Source organism: [Enterobacter] lignolyticus SCF1, from assembly GCF_000164865.1.
Classification (GTDB): Bacteria; Pseudomonadota; Gammaproteobacteria; order Enterobacterales; family Enterobacteriaceae; genus Enterobacter_B; species Enterobacter_B lignolyticus.
Genome location: NC_014618.1, coordinates 2,022,945 through 2,035,882 on the forward strand (window position 1 = coordinate 2,022,945; position 12,938 = coordinate 2,035,882).

Annotated in this window: 12 protein-coding genes; 5 read left to right on the plus strand and 7 right to left on the minus strand. The window is 60.0% G+C overall.

Going from position 1 to position 12,938, the window contains the following annotated elements; translation table 11 throughout:
• The first annotated feature begins 128 nt into the window (after positions 1–128).
• From flhB to flhE, 3 genes are read left to right on the plus strand one after another with little or no spacing between them, the layout of a single operon-like run.
• Complete coding sequence (flhB, locus tag ENTCL_RS09555) at positions 129–1,283, plus strand: flagellar biosynthesis protein FlhB (RefSeq protein ID WP_044612106.1); 1,155 nt, start codon at positions 129–131, stop codon at positions 1,281–1,283.
• Positions 1,276–3,354, plus strand: a complete 2,079-nt coding sequence (gene flhA / locus ENTCL_RS09560; protein ID WP_013365911.1) for a flagellar biosynthesis protein FlhA — start codon at positions 1,276–1,278, stop codon at positions 3,352–3,354. Before flhB ends, flhA begins: the two co-directional genes overlap by 8 nt.
• Positions 3,354–3,746, plus strand: coding sequence for a flagellar protein FlhE (gene flhE, locus ENTCL_RS09565; RefSeq protein ID WP_013365912.1), 393 nt, complete (start codon positions 3,354–3,356; stop codon positions 3,744–3,746). The genes flhA and flhE overlap by 1 nt, the downstream gene beginning before the upstream one ends.
• On the opposite strand, the gene mrdA is transcribed toward flhE, so the two are convergent.
• Together mrdA and argS are read right to left on the minus strand one after the other, a co-directional pair.
• Complete coding sequence (gene mrdA, locus ENTCL_RS09570) at positions 3,743–5,644, minus strand: penicillin-binding protein 2 (protein ID WP_013365913.1); 1,902 nt, start codon at positions 5,642–5,644, stop codon at positions 3,743–3,745. The genes flhE and mrdA overlap by 4 nt on opposite strands.
• A 156-nt stretch (positions 5,645–5,800) precedes the next feature.
• Positions 5,801–7,534 carry an arginine--tRNA ligase gene (gene argS / locus ENTCL_RS09575; RefSeq protein ID WP_013365914.1) on the minus strand — a complete coding sequence of 578 codons (1,734 nt, stop codon included), beginning with the start codon at positions 7,532–7,534 and terminating at the stop codon, positions 5,801–5,803.
• 243 nt (positions 7,535–7,777) lie between these two features.
• Between argS and ENTCL_RS09580 the strand changes: the two genes are divergently transcribed.
• Together ENTCL_RS09580 and cutC are read left to right on the plus strand one after the other, a co-directional pair.
• A complete protein-coding gene (locus ENTCL_RS09580; protein ID WP_013365915.1) occupies positions 7,778–8,353 on the plus strand; it encodes a VOC family protein in 576 nt (191 codons plus the stop codon).
• A 66-nt stretch (positions 8,354–8,419) separates the two neighbouring features.
• Positions 8,420–9,163 carry a copper homeostasis protein CutC gene (cutC, locus tag ENTCL_RS09585; RefSeq protein WP_013365916.1) on the plus strand — a complete coding sequence of 248 codons (744 nt, stop codon included), beginning with the start codon at positions 8,420–8,422 and terminating at the stop codon, positions 9,161–9,163.
• A gap of 94 nt (positions 9,164–9,257) precedes the next feature.
• Here cutC and cmoB read toward each other — a convergent pair whose 3' ends face one another.
• Genes cmoB through ENTCL_RS09610 form a run of 5 tightly spaced genes read right to left on the minus strand, consistent with a single transcriptional unit; the run spans position 9,258 to position 12,839 of the window.
• Entirely contained in the window at positions 9,258–10,232 is a 975-nt protein-coding gene (cmoB, locus tag ENTCL_RS09590; protein ID WP_013365917.1) for a tRNA 5-methoxyuridine(34)/uridine 5-oxyacetic acid(34) synthase CmoB, read from the minus strand.
• Positions 10,229–10,972: a carboxy-S-adenosyl-L-methionine synthase CmoA gene (gene cmoA, locus ENTCL_RS09595; RefSeq protein ID WP_013365918.1), complete on the minus strand. Its 744-nt coding sequence runs from the start codon at positions 10,970–10,972 to the stop codon at positions 10,229–10,231. Before cmoA ends, cmoB begins: the two co-directional genes overlap by 4 nt.
• A gap of 37 nt (positions 10,973–11,009) precedes the next feature.
• On the minus strand, positions 11,010–11,405 hold the full coding sequence (locus tag ENTCL_RS09600) for an MAPEG family protein (RefSeq protein WP_013365919.1): 396 nt from the start codon (positions 11,403–11,405) through the stop codon (positions 11,010–11,012).
• Between the two features lie 52 nt (positions 11,406–11,457).
• Entirely contained in the window at positions 11,458–12,276 is an 819-nt protein-coding gene (locus ENTCL_RS09605) for a DUF72 domain-containing protein (RefSeq protein WP_013365920.1), read from the minus strand.
• On the minus strand, positions 12,273–12,839 hold the full coding sequence (locus ENTCL_RS09610; RefSeq protein WP_013365921.1) for a hydrolase: 567 nt from the start codon (positions 12,837–12,839) through the stop codon (positions 12,273–12,275). The genes ENTCL_RS09605 and ENTCL_RS09610 overlap by 4 nt, the downstream gene beginning before the upstream one ends.
• Positions 12,840–12,938 lie beyond the last annotated feature (99 nt).

Sequence of the window (12,938 nt, forward strand, 5' to 3'; positions counted from 1 at the left end):
CCATCCCGTAAGGGATGGTTTTCCTCCCTATAAGGCAAATTAGCCTACAAATCCGCGCGTACTCTTCCTATCAGACGTTTTCTCCGCTGGCATTATGTCCTCAGAATTGTAACTGCGGGATGTTGTCTGTGGCCGACAATAGCGACAGCGAAGACAAAACAGAAGCCCCCACACCCCAACGGCTGGATAAAGCGCGTGAGGAAGGGCAAATTCCGCGATCCCGCGAGCTCACCTCTCTGCTGATTTTGCTGGTGGGCGTGTGCGTACTGTGGTTTGGCGGCGAGTCGATGGCGAGAAGGCTTGCCGCGCTGCTCTCTTCCGGTCTGCATTTTGACCACAGCATTGTTAACGATCCGAACCTGATCCTCGGGCAAATCATTCTGCTGATAAAGCAGGCGATGCTGGCGCTGCTGCCGCTGATAACGGGCGTAGTGGTGGTGGCTATCGTTGCGCCGATGATGCTCGGCGGCCTGGTCTTCAGCCCCAAGTCGCTGGCGTTTAAGTTCGACAAGCTGAACCCGCTGCCCGGCATTAAGCGCCTTTTTTCCGCCCAGTCGGCGGCGGAGCTGCTGAAAGCGATACTCAAGTCGGTGCTGGTGGGCTGCGTGGCCGGGACCTATGTCTGGTCGCACTGGCCGGACATGATGCGGCTTATCAGCGAATCGCCGCTGGCGGCGATGGGCAACGCGCTCAACATGGTGGGGTTGTGCGCGATGCTGGTGGCGCTGGGCGTGATCCCGATGGTGGGTTTCGACGTGTTCTGGCAGATCCACAGCCATATCAAAAAGCTGCGGATGTCGCGCCAGGACATTCGCGACGAGTTTAAGCAGAACGAAGGCGATCCGCACGTCAAAGGGCGTATTCGCCAGATGCAGCGCGCCGCGGCGCGCCGTCGCATGATGGGCGATGTGCCGAAGGCGGACGTTATCGTTACCAACCCGACGCATTACTCGGTGGCGCTGCAGTATGTGGAAGGCAAAATGAGCGCGCCGAAGGTGGTGGCGAAAGGCGCCGGGCTTATCGCGCTGCGCATCAGAGAGATAGGCCAGGAGCACCGGGTGCCTGTCCTTGAAGCGCCGCCGCTGGCGCGCGCGCTCTACCGCCATGCGGAAATCGGCCAACAGATCCCCGGCACGCTGTATGCGGCGGTCGCCGAAGTGCTGGCCTGGGTGTGGCAGCTTAAACGCTGGCGTCTGGCGGGGGGCGTTCCGCCGAAGAAACCTGAGAATTTGCCGGTGCCTGAGGCACTGGATTTTTTGAACGAGAAGGACACTGATGGCTAATCTGGTCGCAATGCTGCGTCTGCCCGGCAACCTCAAATCTACCCAATGGCAGGTTCTGGCCGGGCCGGTGCTGATTCTGCTGATCCTGTCGATGATGGTACTGCCGCTCCCGGCATTCGTCCTCGACCTGTTGTTTACCTTTAACATCGCGCTGTCGATTATGGTGCTGCTGGTGGCGATGTTCACCCAGCGCACGCTCGAATTCGCCGCGTTCCCGACCATTCTGCTGTTTACCACGCTATTGCGCCTCGCGCTGAACGTGGCCTCCACCCGTATTATCCTGATGGAAGGGCATACCGGCGCGGCGGCGGCGGGGAAGGTGGTGGAAGCCTTCGGCCATTTCCTGGTGGGCGGCAACTTCGCCATCGGCATCGTGGTCTTTATTATCCTCGTCATCATTAACTTTATGGTTATCACCAAAGGCGCCGGGCGTATCGCAGAAGTCGGCGCGCGCTTTGTGCTGGACGGGATGCCGGGTAAACAGATGGCGATCGATGCGGACCTTAACGCCGGGCTGATTGGCGAAGACGAGGCCAAGCGCCGCCGCTCTGAGGTGACGCAGGAGGCGGACTTCTACGGCTCGATGGACGGTGCGAGTAAGTTCGTGCGCGGCGACGCCATCGCCGGGATCATGATCATGGTTATCAACATCATCGGCGGCCTGCTGGTGGGGGTACTGCAGCACGGGCTGCCGGTGGGGAAAGCGGCGGAGTCCTATACGCTGCTGACCATCGGCGATGGCCTTGTCGCGCAGATTCCGGCGCTGGTTATCTCGACGGCGGCCGGCGTTATCGTTACCCGCGTGAGCACCGATCAGGATGTGGGCGAACAGATGGTCGGCCAGCTGTTCAGCAACCCGCGGGTGATGCTGCTCAGCGCCGCGGTACTCGGGCTGCTGGGCCTGGTGCCGGGGATGCCGAACTTTGTCTTCCTGCTGTTCACCGCGGCCCTGCTGGGGCTGGCGTGGTGGATCCGCGGCCGCGAGCAGAGCGCGCCGGTTGAAGCCGCGCCGGTACGGACGCAGGACAACCCGCAGGCGGTGGAAGCGACCTGGAGCGACGTTCAGCTGGAAGATACGCTGGGTATGGAGGTTGGCTACCGGCTGATCCCGATGGTTGATTTTCAACAGGACGGCGAGCTGCTGGGGCGCATTCGCAGTATTCGTAAGAAATTCGCCCAGGAGATGGGCTTCCTGCCGCCGGTGGTGCATATCCGCGACAATATGGATCTGCCGCCCGCGCGCTATCGTATCCTGCTTAAGGGCGTTGAGATTGGCAGCGGCGACGCCTACCCGGGCCGCTGGCTGGCGATTAACCCGGGCACGGCGGCGGGGACGCTGCCGGGCGAACCGACGGTTGATCCGGCCTTTGGGCTTGCAGCTATCTGGATTGAAAGCGCGCTGAAAGAACAGGCGCAGATTCAGGGCTTTACCGTCGTTGAATCCAGCACCGTGGTCGCCACGCACCTCAACCATCTGATCAGCCTGCACTCCGCCGAGCTGTTTGGCCGCCAGGAGGCGCAGCAGCTGCTTGACCGCGTAAGCCAGGAGATGCCGAAGCTTACCGAGGACCTGGTGCCGGGTGTGGTGACGCTCACCACGCTGCATAAGGTGCTGCAAAACCTGCTGGATGAAAAAGTGCCGATTCGCGATATGCGCACCATCCTTGAAACGCTGGCGGAACATGCGCCTGTCCAGACCGACCCGCACGAGCTGACCTCGGTGGTGCGCGTGGCGCTGGGCCGGGCAATTACCCAGCAGTGGTTCCCGGGCAGCGGCGAGGTACAGGTGATTGGACTGGATACGCCGCTTGAACGCCTGTTGCTGCAGGCGCTGCAGGGCGGCGGCGGTCTGGAGCCTGGGCTTGCGGACCGCCTGCTGGCCCAGACGCAAGAGGCGCTGTCGCGCCAGGAAATGCTCGGCGCGCCGCCGGTGCTGCTGGTTAACCACGCGCTGCGCCCGCTGCTGTCGCGCTTTCTGCGCCGCAACCTGCCGCAGCTGGTGGTGCTGTCTAATCTCGAACTGTCGGATAACCGCCATATCCGCATGACCGCGACCATCGGAGGGAAATAATGCGCGCACTGTTACTGCTTGCGCTGCTGCCGCTGTTTGCTCACGCCGCAGGCGAAGGGGCATGGCAGGCCAGCGGAATGGGCATTACGCTGAACTATCGGGGGCAGTCGGCCTCCTCTTCGCCGCTGGCGTCGCCGCAGCCGGTGAACGGGCTGATGACGCTGGTGGCCTGGCGCTATGAGCTGAACGGCCCGACGCCGGCCGGGCTGCGGGTGCGTTTGTGCTCGCAGAGCCGCTGCGTAGAGCTGGACGGACAGAGCGGCACGACCCATGGGTTCGATAGCGTCCCGGCGATTGAACCGCTGCGTTTTGTCTGGGAAGTTCCCGGCGGCGGCCGCCTGATACCGGCCCTCAACGTGCGCAGCAACCAGGTTATCGTCAACTACCGCTAGTTTCTCCCGCCAGCGTTGGCTTCTGCCGGCGGGCCCGCAAATGGCTGCGGCCGGCTATCCTCGGGGGCAAAAAGATGGTCGAGGATCTTGCGCATCACCGGCGCGGCGACCACGCCGTCGCTTCCTCCGTTTTCCAGAATCAATGCCACCGCCACCTGCGGATTTTTATACGGCGCAAAGGCCGTATAAAATACGTGATCGCGCAGGCGGGTAGGGATCATCTTCGCGTTGTAGGTCTGGTTCTCTTTCAGGCTGAACACCTGCGAGGTGCCGCTTTTTGCCGCAATGCCATAAGGCGCGGTATGGAAGAACTTATAGCCGGTGCCGTTCGGCGCATTGGCCATACCGAACATCGCCTGACGCACCAGGCTCCAGTATGGTGACGTGGCGTCGGCAATCTGCGTTTCATGCCCGGGCTCGCGGTAGGGGATGACCTTGTTACCGGACTCTTCATCTTTCAGCAGGTGAGGGGGAATAACCCGCCCGTTATTGAGCAACGCCACCATCGCTTTCACCATCTGAATCGGCGTGGCTATCCAGTAGCCCTGGCCGATGCCGACCGAGATAGTGTCACCCTGATACCAGGCCTTTTTATGCACCCGCGCCTTCCAGCTGCGGCCCGGCAGCAGGCCCGTATACTCTTCATTGAGATCGATCCCGGTGGGTTTGCCGTAGCCAAACTGGCTCAGCATAGTATCGATGCGATCGATGCCCATCATATAGGCCACCTGATAGAAGAACGTGTCGGCGGATTCTTCAATCGCCCTTGTGACGTCCAGCATGCCGTGACCGGTTTTTTTCCAGTCGCGGTAGTGGCGCTGGGTGCCGGGCAGCGTCCAGGTCGGCGCGCCAAAGAAGCGGGTCTGCGGGGTAATGACGCCGTCCAGCAGCGCCGACATCGCCATATACGGTTTTACCGTGGACGCTGGCGGATACAGGCCCTGCGTCACCCGGTTGATAAGCGGCAGGTTTTTATCCTGCAGCAGCGCATTGTAGTCCTGAGCGCTGATGCCCTTCACGAACGGATTCGGGTCGTAGCTGGGGTTGGATACCATGGCCAGCACCGAACCATCGTGCGGGTCCTCCACCAGCACCGCCGCGCGCTGGCCGACGAGCAGGCTTTCAATATATTCCTGCAGGCGCAGATCCAGCGTCAGGTGAATATCCTTTCCGGCGACAGGCGGCACGTCCTGCAGCAGCCGCACGATGCGGCCGTGGTTATCGACTTCGACCTCCTGATAGCCGGTTTTACCGTGCAGCGCGCTTTCGTAGTAGCGCTCAATGCCCTGCTTGCCGATGTTATGGTCGGCGGCGTAGTTTTCCGCGACCCCTTGCTTATCCAGCGCCTTCAGATCGCTGTCGTTAATTTTCGATACATAGCCCAGCACGTGCGCCAGCTCGGCGCCATAGGGATACTGGCGGTCCTGGTAGCTGTCGATGGTGACGCCGCTGAAGCGGAACTGGTTAACGGAGAAGCGGGCGATTTCGACGTCGGTCAGCGCGTTTTTCAGCACCACCGGGCGGTAGCGGCTGCTGGATTTTAGCGCTTTGCGGAACTGTTCAATATCCTCTGGCGTCAGGTCGACTATCGGCCTGAGCTGAGCCAGTAGCGCGTCCATATCGCTGATTTTATAAGGGGTAACGGAAATATCGTACCAGGTAACGTTCCTGACCAGCGGAATGCCGTTACGGTCATAAATAATGCCGCGGGTGGGTGCAACCGGCAGCATCTTGATGTCGTTTTCATTGGAGCGCGTGGTGTAATAGCGGTGCTCATCAACCTGCAGACGATAGAGATTGATAACCAGGATGCTAAAGCAGATTACGACCAGGCCGAAGGCCACAAGCACGCGACGAAGAAAGAGTTTTCTCTCCGCTTCATAGTCTCTGAATGTCATTACCGGTACCCAGTGTATAAGCCGCCTAATGATACGGACCGGCTACCGGTATGACAGACAAAAAATGTACCATCCCTCAGGCGAAATGTGACATTTTTTGTGAAGTGTTACAGCCTGAGTTCGCGACGGAGCTCAGGCTGATGATTGTCGGGCTAACTACATGCGTTCGACGGTCTCGATACCCAGCGTATCCAGGCCCAGCTTCAGGGTCTTCGCGGTCAGCAGCGCCAGCTTCAGGCGGCTGTTGCGAACCGCTTCGCTGTCTGCGGAGAGGATCGGGCAGTGCTCGTAGAAACCGGAGAACAGGCCCGCCAGATCGTACAGATAGGCGCACATGACGTGCGGCGTGCCGTCGCGAGCGACCACGGTCAGCGTCTCTTCAAACTGCAGCAGACGCGCCGCCAGCTGCGCTTCGCGATCCTCGCTGATGATGACCGCGGCGCTGGCCAGCGCGCTTTCCTCGATACCGGCTTTACGGAACACGGAGAGCACGCGGGTATAGGCATACTGCATATACGGCGCGGTATTGCCTTCGAAGGCCAGCATCAGATCCCAGTCGAAGATGTAGTCGGTGGTACGGCTTTTTGACAGATCCGCATACTTAACGGCGCCGATACCCACCGCATTGGCCAGTTTTTCCAGCTCGTCGGCAGGCATATCCGGGTTCTTCTCCGCTACCAGGCGACGGGCGCGGTCCAGCGCTTCGTCCAGCAGTTCGGAGAGCTTAATGGTGCCGCCTGCGCGGGTTTTGAACGGCTTGCCGTCCTTGCCCAGCATCATGCCGAACATGTGGTGTTCCAGCGGCACGGAGTCAGGCACATAGCCGGCTTTACGCACGATAGTCCACGCCTGCATCAGGTGCTGATGCTGGCGGGAGTCGATGTAGTACAGCACGCGATCCGCATGCAGGGTTTCGTAGCGGTATTTGGCGCAGGCGATATCGGTAGTGGTGTACAGATAGCCGCCGTCTTTTTTCTGGATGATAACGCCCATCGCTTCGCCTTCCTTGTTTTTAAACTCATCAAGGAATACGACGGTGGCGCCTTCGCTCTCCACGGCCAGGCCTTTGGCTTTCAGGTCGGCGACGATACCCGGCAGCATCGGGTTATACAGGCTTTCGCCCATCACGTCGTCGCGGGTCAGCGTCACGTTCAGGCGCTCGTAGGTTATCTGGTTCTGGGTCATGGTGATGTCGACCAGCTTGCGCCACATTTCACGGCAATACTCATCGCCGCCCTGCAGCTTCACCACGTAGCCGCGCGCGCGCTCGGCGAAGGCTTCATCTTCGTCGTAGTGCTTTTTCGCGTCGCGATAGAAACCTTCGAGGTCAGAAAGCGCCATTTCACCGGCGTTTTCCTGCTGCTGCTTTTCAAGCCAGGCAATCAGCATGCCGAACTGGGTGCCCCAGTCGCCGACGTGGTTGGCGCGGATAACCTTGTGGCCAAGGAATTCCTGGGTCCGCACAGAGGCGTCGCCGATGATGGTGGAACGCACATGGCCGACGTGCATCTCTTTTGCCACGTTAGGCGCGGAGTAGTCGATAACCACGGTCTGCGCGGGCTGTTTCGCCACGCCCAGGCGGTCGGAAGCCAGCGCGGCGTCAACGTGACTTGCAAGGAATGCCGGGTCGAGGAAGATATTGATAAAGCCCGGACCGGCGATTTCAACCTTGCTGGCGATGCCGTTAAGGTCGAGATGAGACAGCACCTGCTCTGCCAGTTGTCGCGGGGCCATGCCCAGTTTTTTCGCAACCGCCATCACGCCATTGGCCTGATAGTCGCCAAACTGTACTTTTGCTGACTGACGAACCTGCGGTTCGCAATCGGCAGGCGCGCCTGCCGCAATCAGGGCCTGACTGACTTTTTCTGAGAGAAGAGCCTGAATATTCACCGGAATACCTTACGTTGATGGCGCTGCATTCGTCTGCTGGCAGCGCCGGGATATGGACACGATAAGGCGCGATTATACTGCATTTGCCCTGCGCCGTCAGCCCTGCGAACGCGCTGTAAGACGAGGAAAAACAGCGCGCGATTAACGAATAACCATTCATTCGCCGCCGGGCGCAATCTTCATTTGGTGTGTCGTCGACAACAGGGTAGATTAGCGCTCTTTAGCCCGCCCGCAGAGGTAAAAATGACACACTGGCAGACCGTACCTGAACTGCATGATATTTCCGCAGATTTGCCGCGATTCACCGAAGCGTTAACAGAACTTGCCACCCGGCTGGGGCTGGATATTGCGCCGCTGTCCGCAGACCATATTTCCCTGCGCTGCCATCAGAACGCGACCGCCGAGCGCTGGCGTAAGGGATTTGAACAGTGCGGCGAGCTGCTGTCGGAAAACATCATTAACGGACGCCCCATCTGCCTGTTTAAACTGCGTCAGCCGGTATCGGTCGCCCACTGGCAGTTTGCGGTGGTAGAGCTGCCCTGGCCGGGTGAAAAACGCTATCCGCATGAAGGGTGGGAGCATATCGAAATCGTCCTGCCCGGCGAGCCGCAGACGCTTAACGCCCGCGCGCTGGCGCTGCTGGCGGATGGCGGGCTAAGCCAGCCCGGGATCGTCGTGAAAACCAGCTCGCCGAAAGGGGAGCGGGAGCGGCTGCCGAACCCGACGCTGGCGGTGACGGACGGCAGGGTGACGATTAAGTTTCATCCGTGGTCTATTGAAGCGATTGTCGCCAGCGAGGCAGGCGATGCAACAATGTGAGCTTACGCGAGATCTGCATAACGCAATCATGGCATGATGGCGCGTCAGTTAAAAAAGGAGAAGGTAATGGCTTTGCTGGAAATCTGCTGTTACAGCATGGAGTGTGCGCGTGAAGCGCAGCAGCAGGGAGCGGACCGCATTGAGCTGTGCGCCGCGCCGCTGGAAGGCGGATTAACGCCGTCGGCAGGCGTGCTTAAATCGGTGCGTCAGCAGGTGACGATTCCGGTGCATCCGATTGTCCGACCGCGCGGCGGCGATTTTTGCTACACCGAAGGGGAGTTCGCCGCCATGCTGGAGGATATTCGCACCCTCCGCGAGCTGGGTTTCCCGGGGCTGGTGACCGGCGTACTGAACGCCGACGGCCAGGTCGATCTTCCCAGAATGCGTCTGATTATGGAAGCTGCCGGTCCGCTGGCGGTGACGTTTCACCGGGCGTTCGATATGTGCGCCGACCCGCTGGAGACCTTCAGACAGCTGGCCTCGCTCGGCGTCGCACGGATCCTGACCTCCGGGCAGCAGCAGAGCGCGGAAAAAGGTCTTTCGCTTATCAGGGAACTTATTGCCGAAAGCCGTACTCCAATAATAATGGCTGGGGCAGGCGTCAGGGCGAATAACCTTACGCTGTTTCTCGAGGCTGGCGTGACGGAGCTGCACAGCTCGGCAGGTCAATGGCTGCCGTCGCCGATGCGCTTTCGTAACCCAGGGCTGTCGATGTCAACGGACCCGGATGCCGATGAATATTCCCGATACGCCGTTAACGGCGCGTCGGTGGCGGAGATGAAAACGATCGTCTCCCGCTACGCGAAATAACCGTTTTTTACCGCGCATCATGTCGCCCAATGTGATGCTTGTTTGTACCAGGCCCCTGCCATTTAAACAGGGGCCTTTTTTTATGCGCGAGATGTCAGGGCTTTCTGGCGATAATTACGGCGCGAAGCGGCGCCGGATAGCCTTCCACCGTTTTTGTACGGTCGTTCGGGTCGAGGAAATCGGCCAGCGATTCGGTGATCATCCAGTCGGTGCGGCGCTGCTCATCGGTGCTGGTGACGTTCATATCGACAATACGCACATCGACAAAGCCGCACTTCTCAAGCCACATCTTCAGCGCGGCCGCCGAGGGGATGAAGTAGACGTTGCGCATCTGGGCGTAGCGATCGCCGGGCACCAGCACGGTATTTTCATCACCGTCCACCACCAGCGTTTCCAGCACCAGTTCGCCATCCTGCACCAGCTGATCTTTCAACTGCCACAGATGGTCGAGCGGCGAACGGCGGTGATAAAGCACGCCCATTGAGAAGACGGTGTCAAACGCCTGCAGCGCCGGCATCTGCTCAATGCCAAGCGGCAGCAGATGCGCGCGCTGGTCGTTGCCCAGCAGCTTACGCACCGCTTCGAACTGGCAGAGGAACAGCTGCGTCGGGTCAATGCCCACCGCCAGACGGGCGCCTGCGCCCACCATACGCCACATGTGGTAGCCGCTGCCGCAGCCGACATCGAGGATAGTCCGGCCGGTCAGGTCAGAAAGATGCGGCAGCACGCGATCCCACTTCCAGTCGGAGCGCCATTCGGTATCGATATCCAGACCGTACAGCGAAAACGGCCCTTTGCGCCACGGCATCAGGTTGCGTAAGAGCTTTTCGATGCCCTTCAGCTGTCCGTCGCTGAGCGGCGATTCGCTCTGTGCGCTGACGCTGTGCAGGAGGTCCAGCTTCCACGGCTGCAGTTCGGGCAAGAACTCGACGGAGCGCGACCACTGCTTGAACTGGCCGTGGAGCGAGGCCTTTTGCCAGGCGGCAATCTGCGCGGGCAGCGTTTCCAGCCAGTGGGAGAGGGCCGGATCTTTGGCGATTAGCTGATAAAAATTACCGAAATCGATCATGCCGCTTCCCCGGCTTTCAGCGCCACGAGAGAGCCAAAGTTAAAGCACTGGAACCACAGCTCGCTGTGCTCAAAGCCCGCCTGATGCAGGCGCGCCTTGTGGGTTTCCACCGAGTCCGTCAGCATCACGTTTTCCAGCATATTGCGCTTCTGGCTGATTTCCAGCTCGCTGTAGCCGTTGGCGCGCTTGAAGTCATGATGCATGTTGAACAGCAGTTCGCCTACGGTCTCGTCCTCGAAGCTGAACTTTTCCGACAGCACCAGCGCGCCGCCCGGGTTCAGCCCCTGATAGATCTTCGCCAGCAGCGCCTGGCGCTCCGCAGGCGCGATGAACTGCAGGGTAAAATTGAGGACCACCAGCGAGGCGTTTTCAATGTGAATATCGCGGATATCGCCTTCGATGACGTCAACCGGCGTCGGCGCTTTCCAGGACTCAATGTGGCGGCGGCAGCGCTCTACCATGGCCGGAGAGTTATCAATCGCGATAATGTTGCAGCCCTCGTGCGCAATATTGCGGCGAATGGACAGCGTCGCCGCGCCCAGAGAGCAGCCCAGATCGTACACCTGGGTGCGGGGCTTCACGAAGCGCTCCGCGAGCATACCGATCATCGAGATGATATTGGAATAACCCGGCACTGAACGCTGGATCATATCGGGAAACACTTCGGCTACCCGTTCATCGAAGGTCCAGTCGCCGAGGCTGGCGATTGGCGCAGAAAAAAGCGTGTCGCGATGGGACATAACGTGGTTCCAGAAAATAAAAACGGCGTATTGTGCGCTAATGCAGGGAGAAAACCAACTCCCAGGGCATATACCACAGGTTCGCCAGCACCATCAGCACCAGCGCGCACCAGGTGGCGCTCATCGCCGAACGGCGCCAGCGAATCAGGCGATGGTGAAAGCCGTAATAGTGCATCAGGCGCCCGGCGATCAGCAGAATGCCGCAGATGTGCACCATCCAGTTTGCGGCGCCGTCCATCTCCATGAACAGCAGCAGCAGCAGGGCGATGGGGATGTACTCCACCGCGTTGCCGTGAATGCGAATGGCGCTTTGCAGCTCGCTAAAACCGCCGTCGCCGTAGGCGACGCGGTAGAGCATACGCAGGCGTACGACGTCAAAAGAAAACTTGATTAACAACAACGCACCCAGCACGGCATACAGCGCGCTTACCATACAAACTCCCTTTTAAACTGGTCGATGGCACTGTCTATGATAGAAAGGAATATCAGAAAAGAGAAGTTTGCAATGGGATAGACGGCGCGGAACCGATCTCCGGCAGCACGCGCTGCAGGTCGCTCCACAGGGTATCCACCAGCTCCGGCGCCTGGGCGATATCCGGGGTGTGCAAAAACAGATACGGCGTTGTGGTCTGCGCCCACTGCGGCAGGGTTTGCAGCCAGACCGCGAACAGCTGCTGGTTCTGCGCCATGTCGTCGCTGCCGATAAAGCGCACCATCGGGTTGGCGGCGGTGACTACCGCGTGAACCGGCACCTTCGGCTTTTTGCGCTGGGCCTCAATCACCGCCTCGCTGTGCGGTATGGCGTGATGTACCGGGCGGCTGTCGAGAATAACGCGGTTAACGCCGCGCGCGTGAAGCCCGCGGTTGAGCTGCTTTTCCTCTTCGCCTTTGGCGAAAAACAGCGGATGGCGCACTTCAACGCCGTAGGTGAAGGTGCCCGGCAGGCCGTCGAGAAACGCCCACAGGGCAGGGAGATCTCCGGGACCGAAGGTTGCCGGCAGCTGCAGCCAGTACTGACCGATGCGCGCCGCCAGCGGGTCCATCCGGTTAAAAAACTCCGCGGTTAAATCATCGCAGCGGCGTAGCGCCGCCTGATGGGAGATAGTCGCCGGAAACTTAAAGCAGAAGCGGAAGCCGTCGTCGGTTTGCGCTTTCCAGCGCTCGACGATCTCCGCTTTCGGCAGGGCGTACAGCGTGGTGTTGCCCTCCACGCAGTTAAAGTGGCGGGCATAGATATCCAGACCGGTGATACCCAGTCGCGCCCATTTCGGGTGCGACCACTGCGGGAGCCCAAGATAGATCATAAGGCCTTGAGGATCTCCCCGGTGCTGCGCACGCGGGCGATGCGCGGGAATATATGCGTCATGCTGCCCTGATGCTGTTCCGCGCTGGCGGCGCTGCACGCGTCCTCCGCGATTACCAGGCTAAATCCCAGCTCCCAGGCATTGCGCGCGGTGGACTCAACGCCAATGTTGGTGGAGATACCGCACAGAATCAGTGTGTCGATGCCGCGACGGCGCAGCTGAAGCTCCAGGTCGGTGCCGTAAAAGGCGCCCCACTGGCGCTTAGTGACCTCAATATCGCTCGCTTTTTTACCCAGGGCCTGCGGGTACGTCCACCAGTTGTCCGGCAGCACGCGCGCAGGCGCCTGGGCGTCGACCGGCTGCTTTAATGCTTCGGCGTAATCGGCTGACCAGCCGACGCGCACCATGACAACGGGCGATCCCTGCTGGCGGCATTTGTCGGCCATTTTCGCCGCATTAGCCACCACGTCGCTGGCCGCATGCGGGCCTCCGGCGAAAGGTAAAATACCTTCCTGCAGGTCGATAACCACCAGCGCCGTTTTCTTTGCGTTCAGTTCAAACATGTTAATCCCCGTTAAATCACTCTGTTAGAGGAGCCACCTTACGATGAGATGACGGCCATCCGGACGCACATTTTTGTTAATTTTTGTGAGGACGCGCAA

Coding starts and splice junctions, on each gene's coding strand:
- flhA (WP_013365911.1), top strand. CDS start 1,276: ATGGCTAATCTGGTCGCAATGCTGCGTCTGCCCGGCAACCTCAAATCT.
- flhE (WP_013365912.1), top strand. CDS start 3,354: ATGCGCGCACTGTTACTGCTTGCGCTGCTGCCGCTGTTTGCTCACGCC.
- mrdA (WP_013365913.1), bottom strand. CDS start 5,644: ATGACATTCAGAGACTATGAAGCGGAGAGAAAACTCTTTCTTCGTCGC.
- ENTCL_RS09580 (WP_013365915.1), top strand. CDS start 7,778: ATGACACACTGGCAGACCGTACCTGAACTGCATGATATTTCCGCAGAT.
- cutC (WP_013365916.1), top strand. CDS start 8,420: ATGGCTTTGCTGGAAATCTGCTGTTACAGCATGGAGTGTGCGCGTGAA.
- cmoB (WP_013365917.1), bottom strand. CDS start 10,232: ATGATCGATTTCGGTAATTTTTATCAGCTAATCGCCAAAGATCCGGCC.
- cmoA (WP_013365918.1), bottom strand. CDS start 10,972: ATGTCCCATCGCGACACGCTTTTTTCTGCGCCAATCGCCAGCCTCGGC.
- ENTCL_RS09600 (WP_013365919.1), bottom strand. CDS start 11,405: ATGGTAAGCGCGCTGTATGCCGTGCTGGGTGCGTTGTTGTTAATCAAG.
- ENTCL_RS09605 (WP_013365920.1), bottom strand. CDS start 12,276: ATGATCTATCTTGGGCTCCCGCAGTGGTCGCACCCGAAATGGGCGCGA.
- ENTCL_RS09610 (WP_013365921.1), bottom strand. CDS start 12,839: ATGTTTGAACTGAACGCAAAGAAAACGGCGCTGGTGGTTATCGACCTG.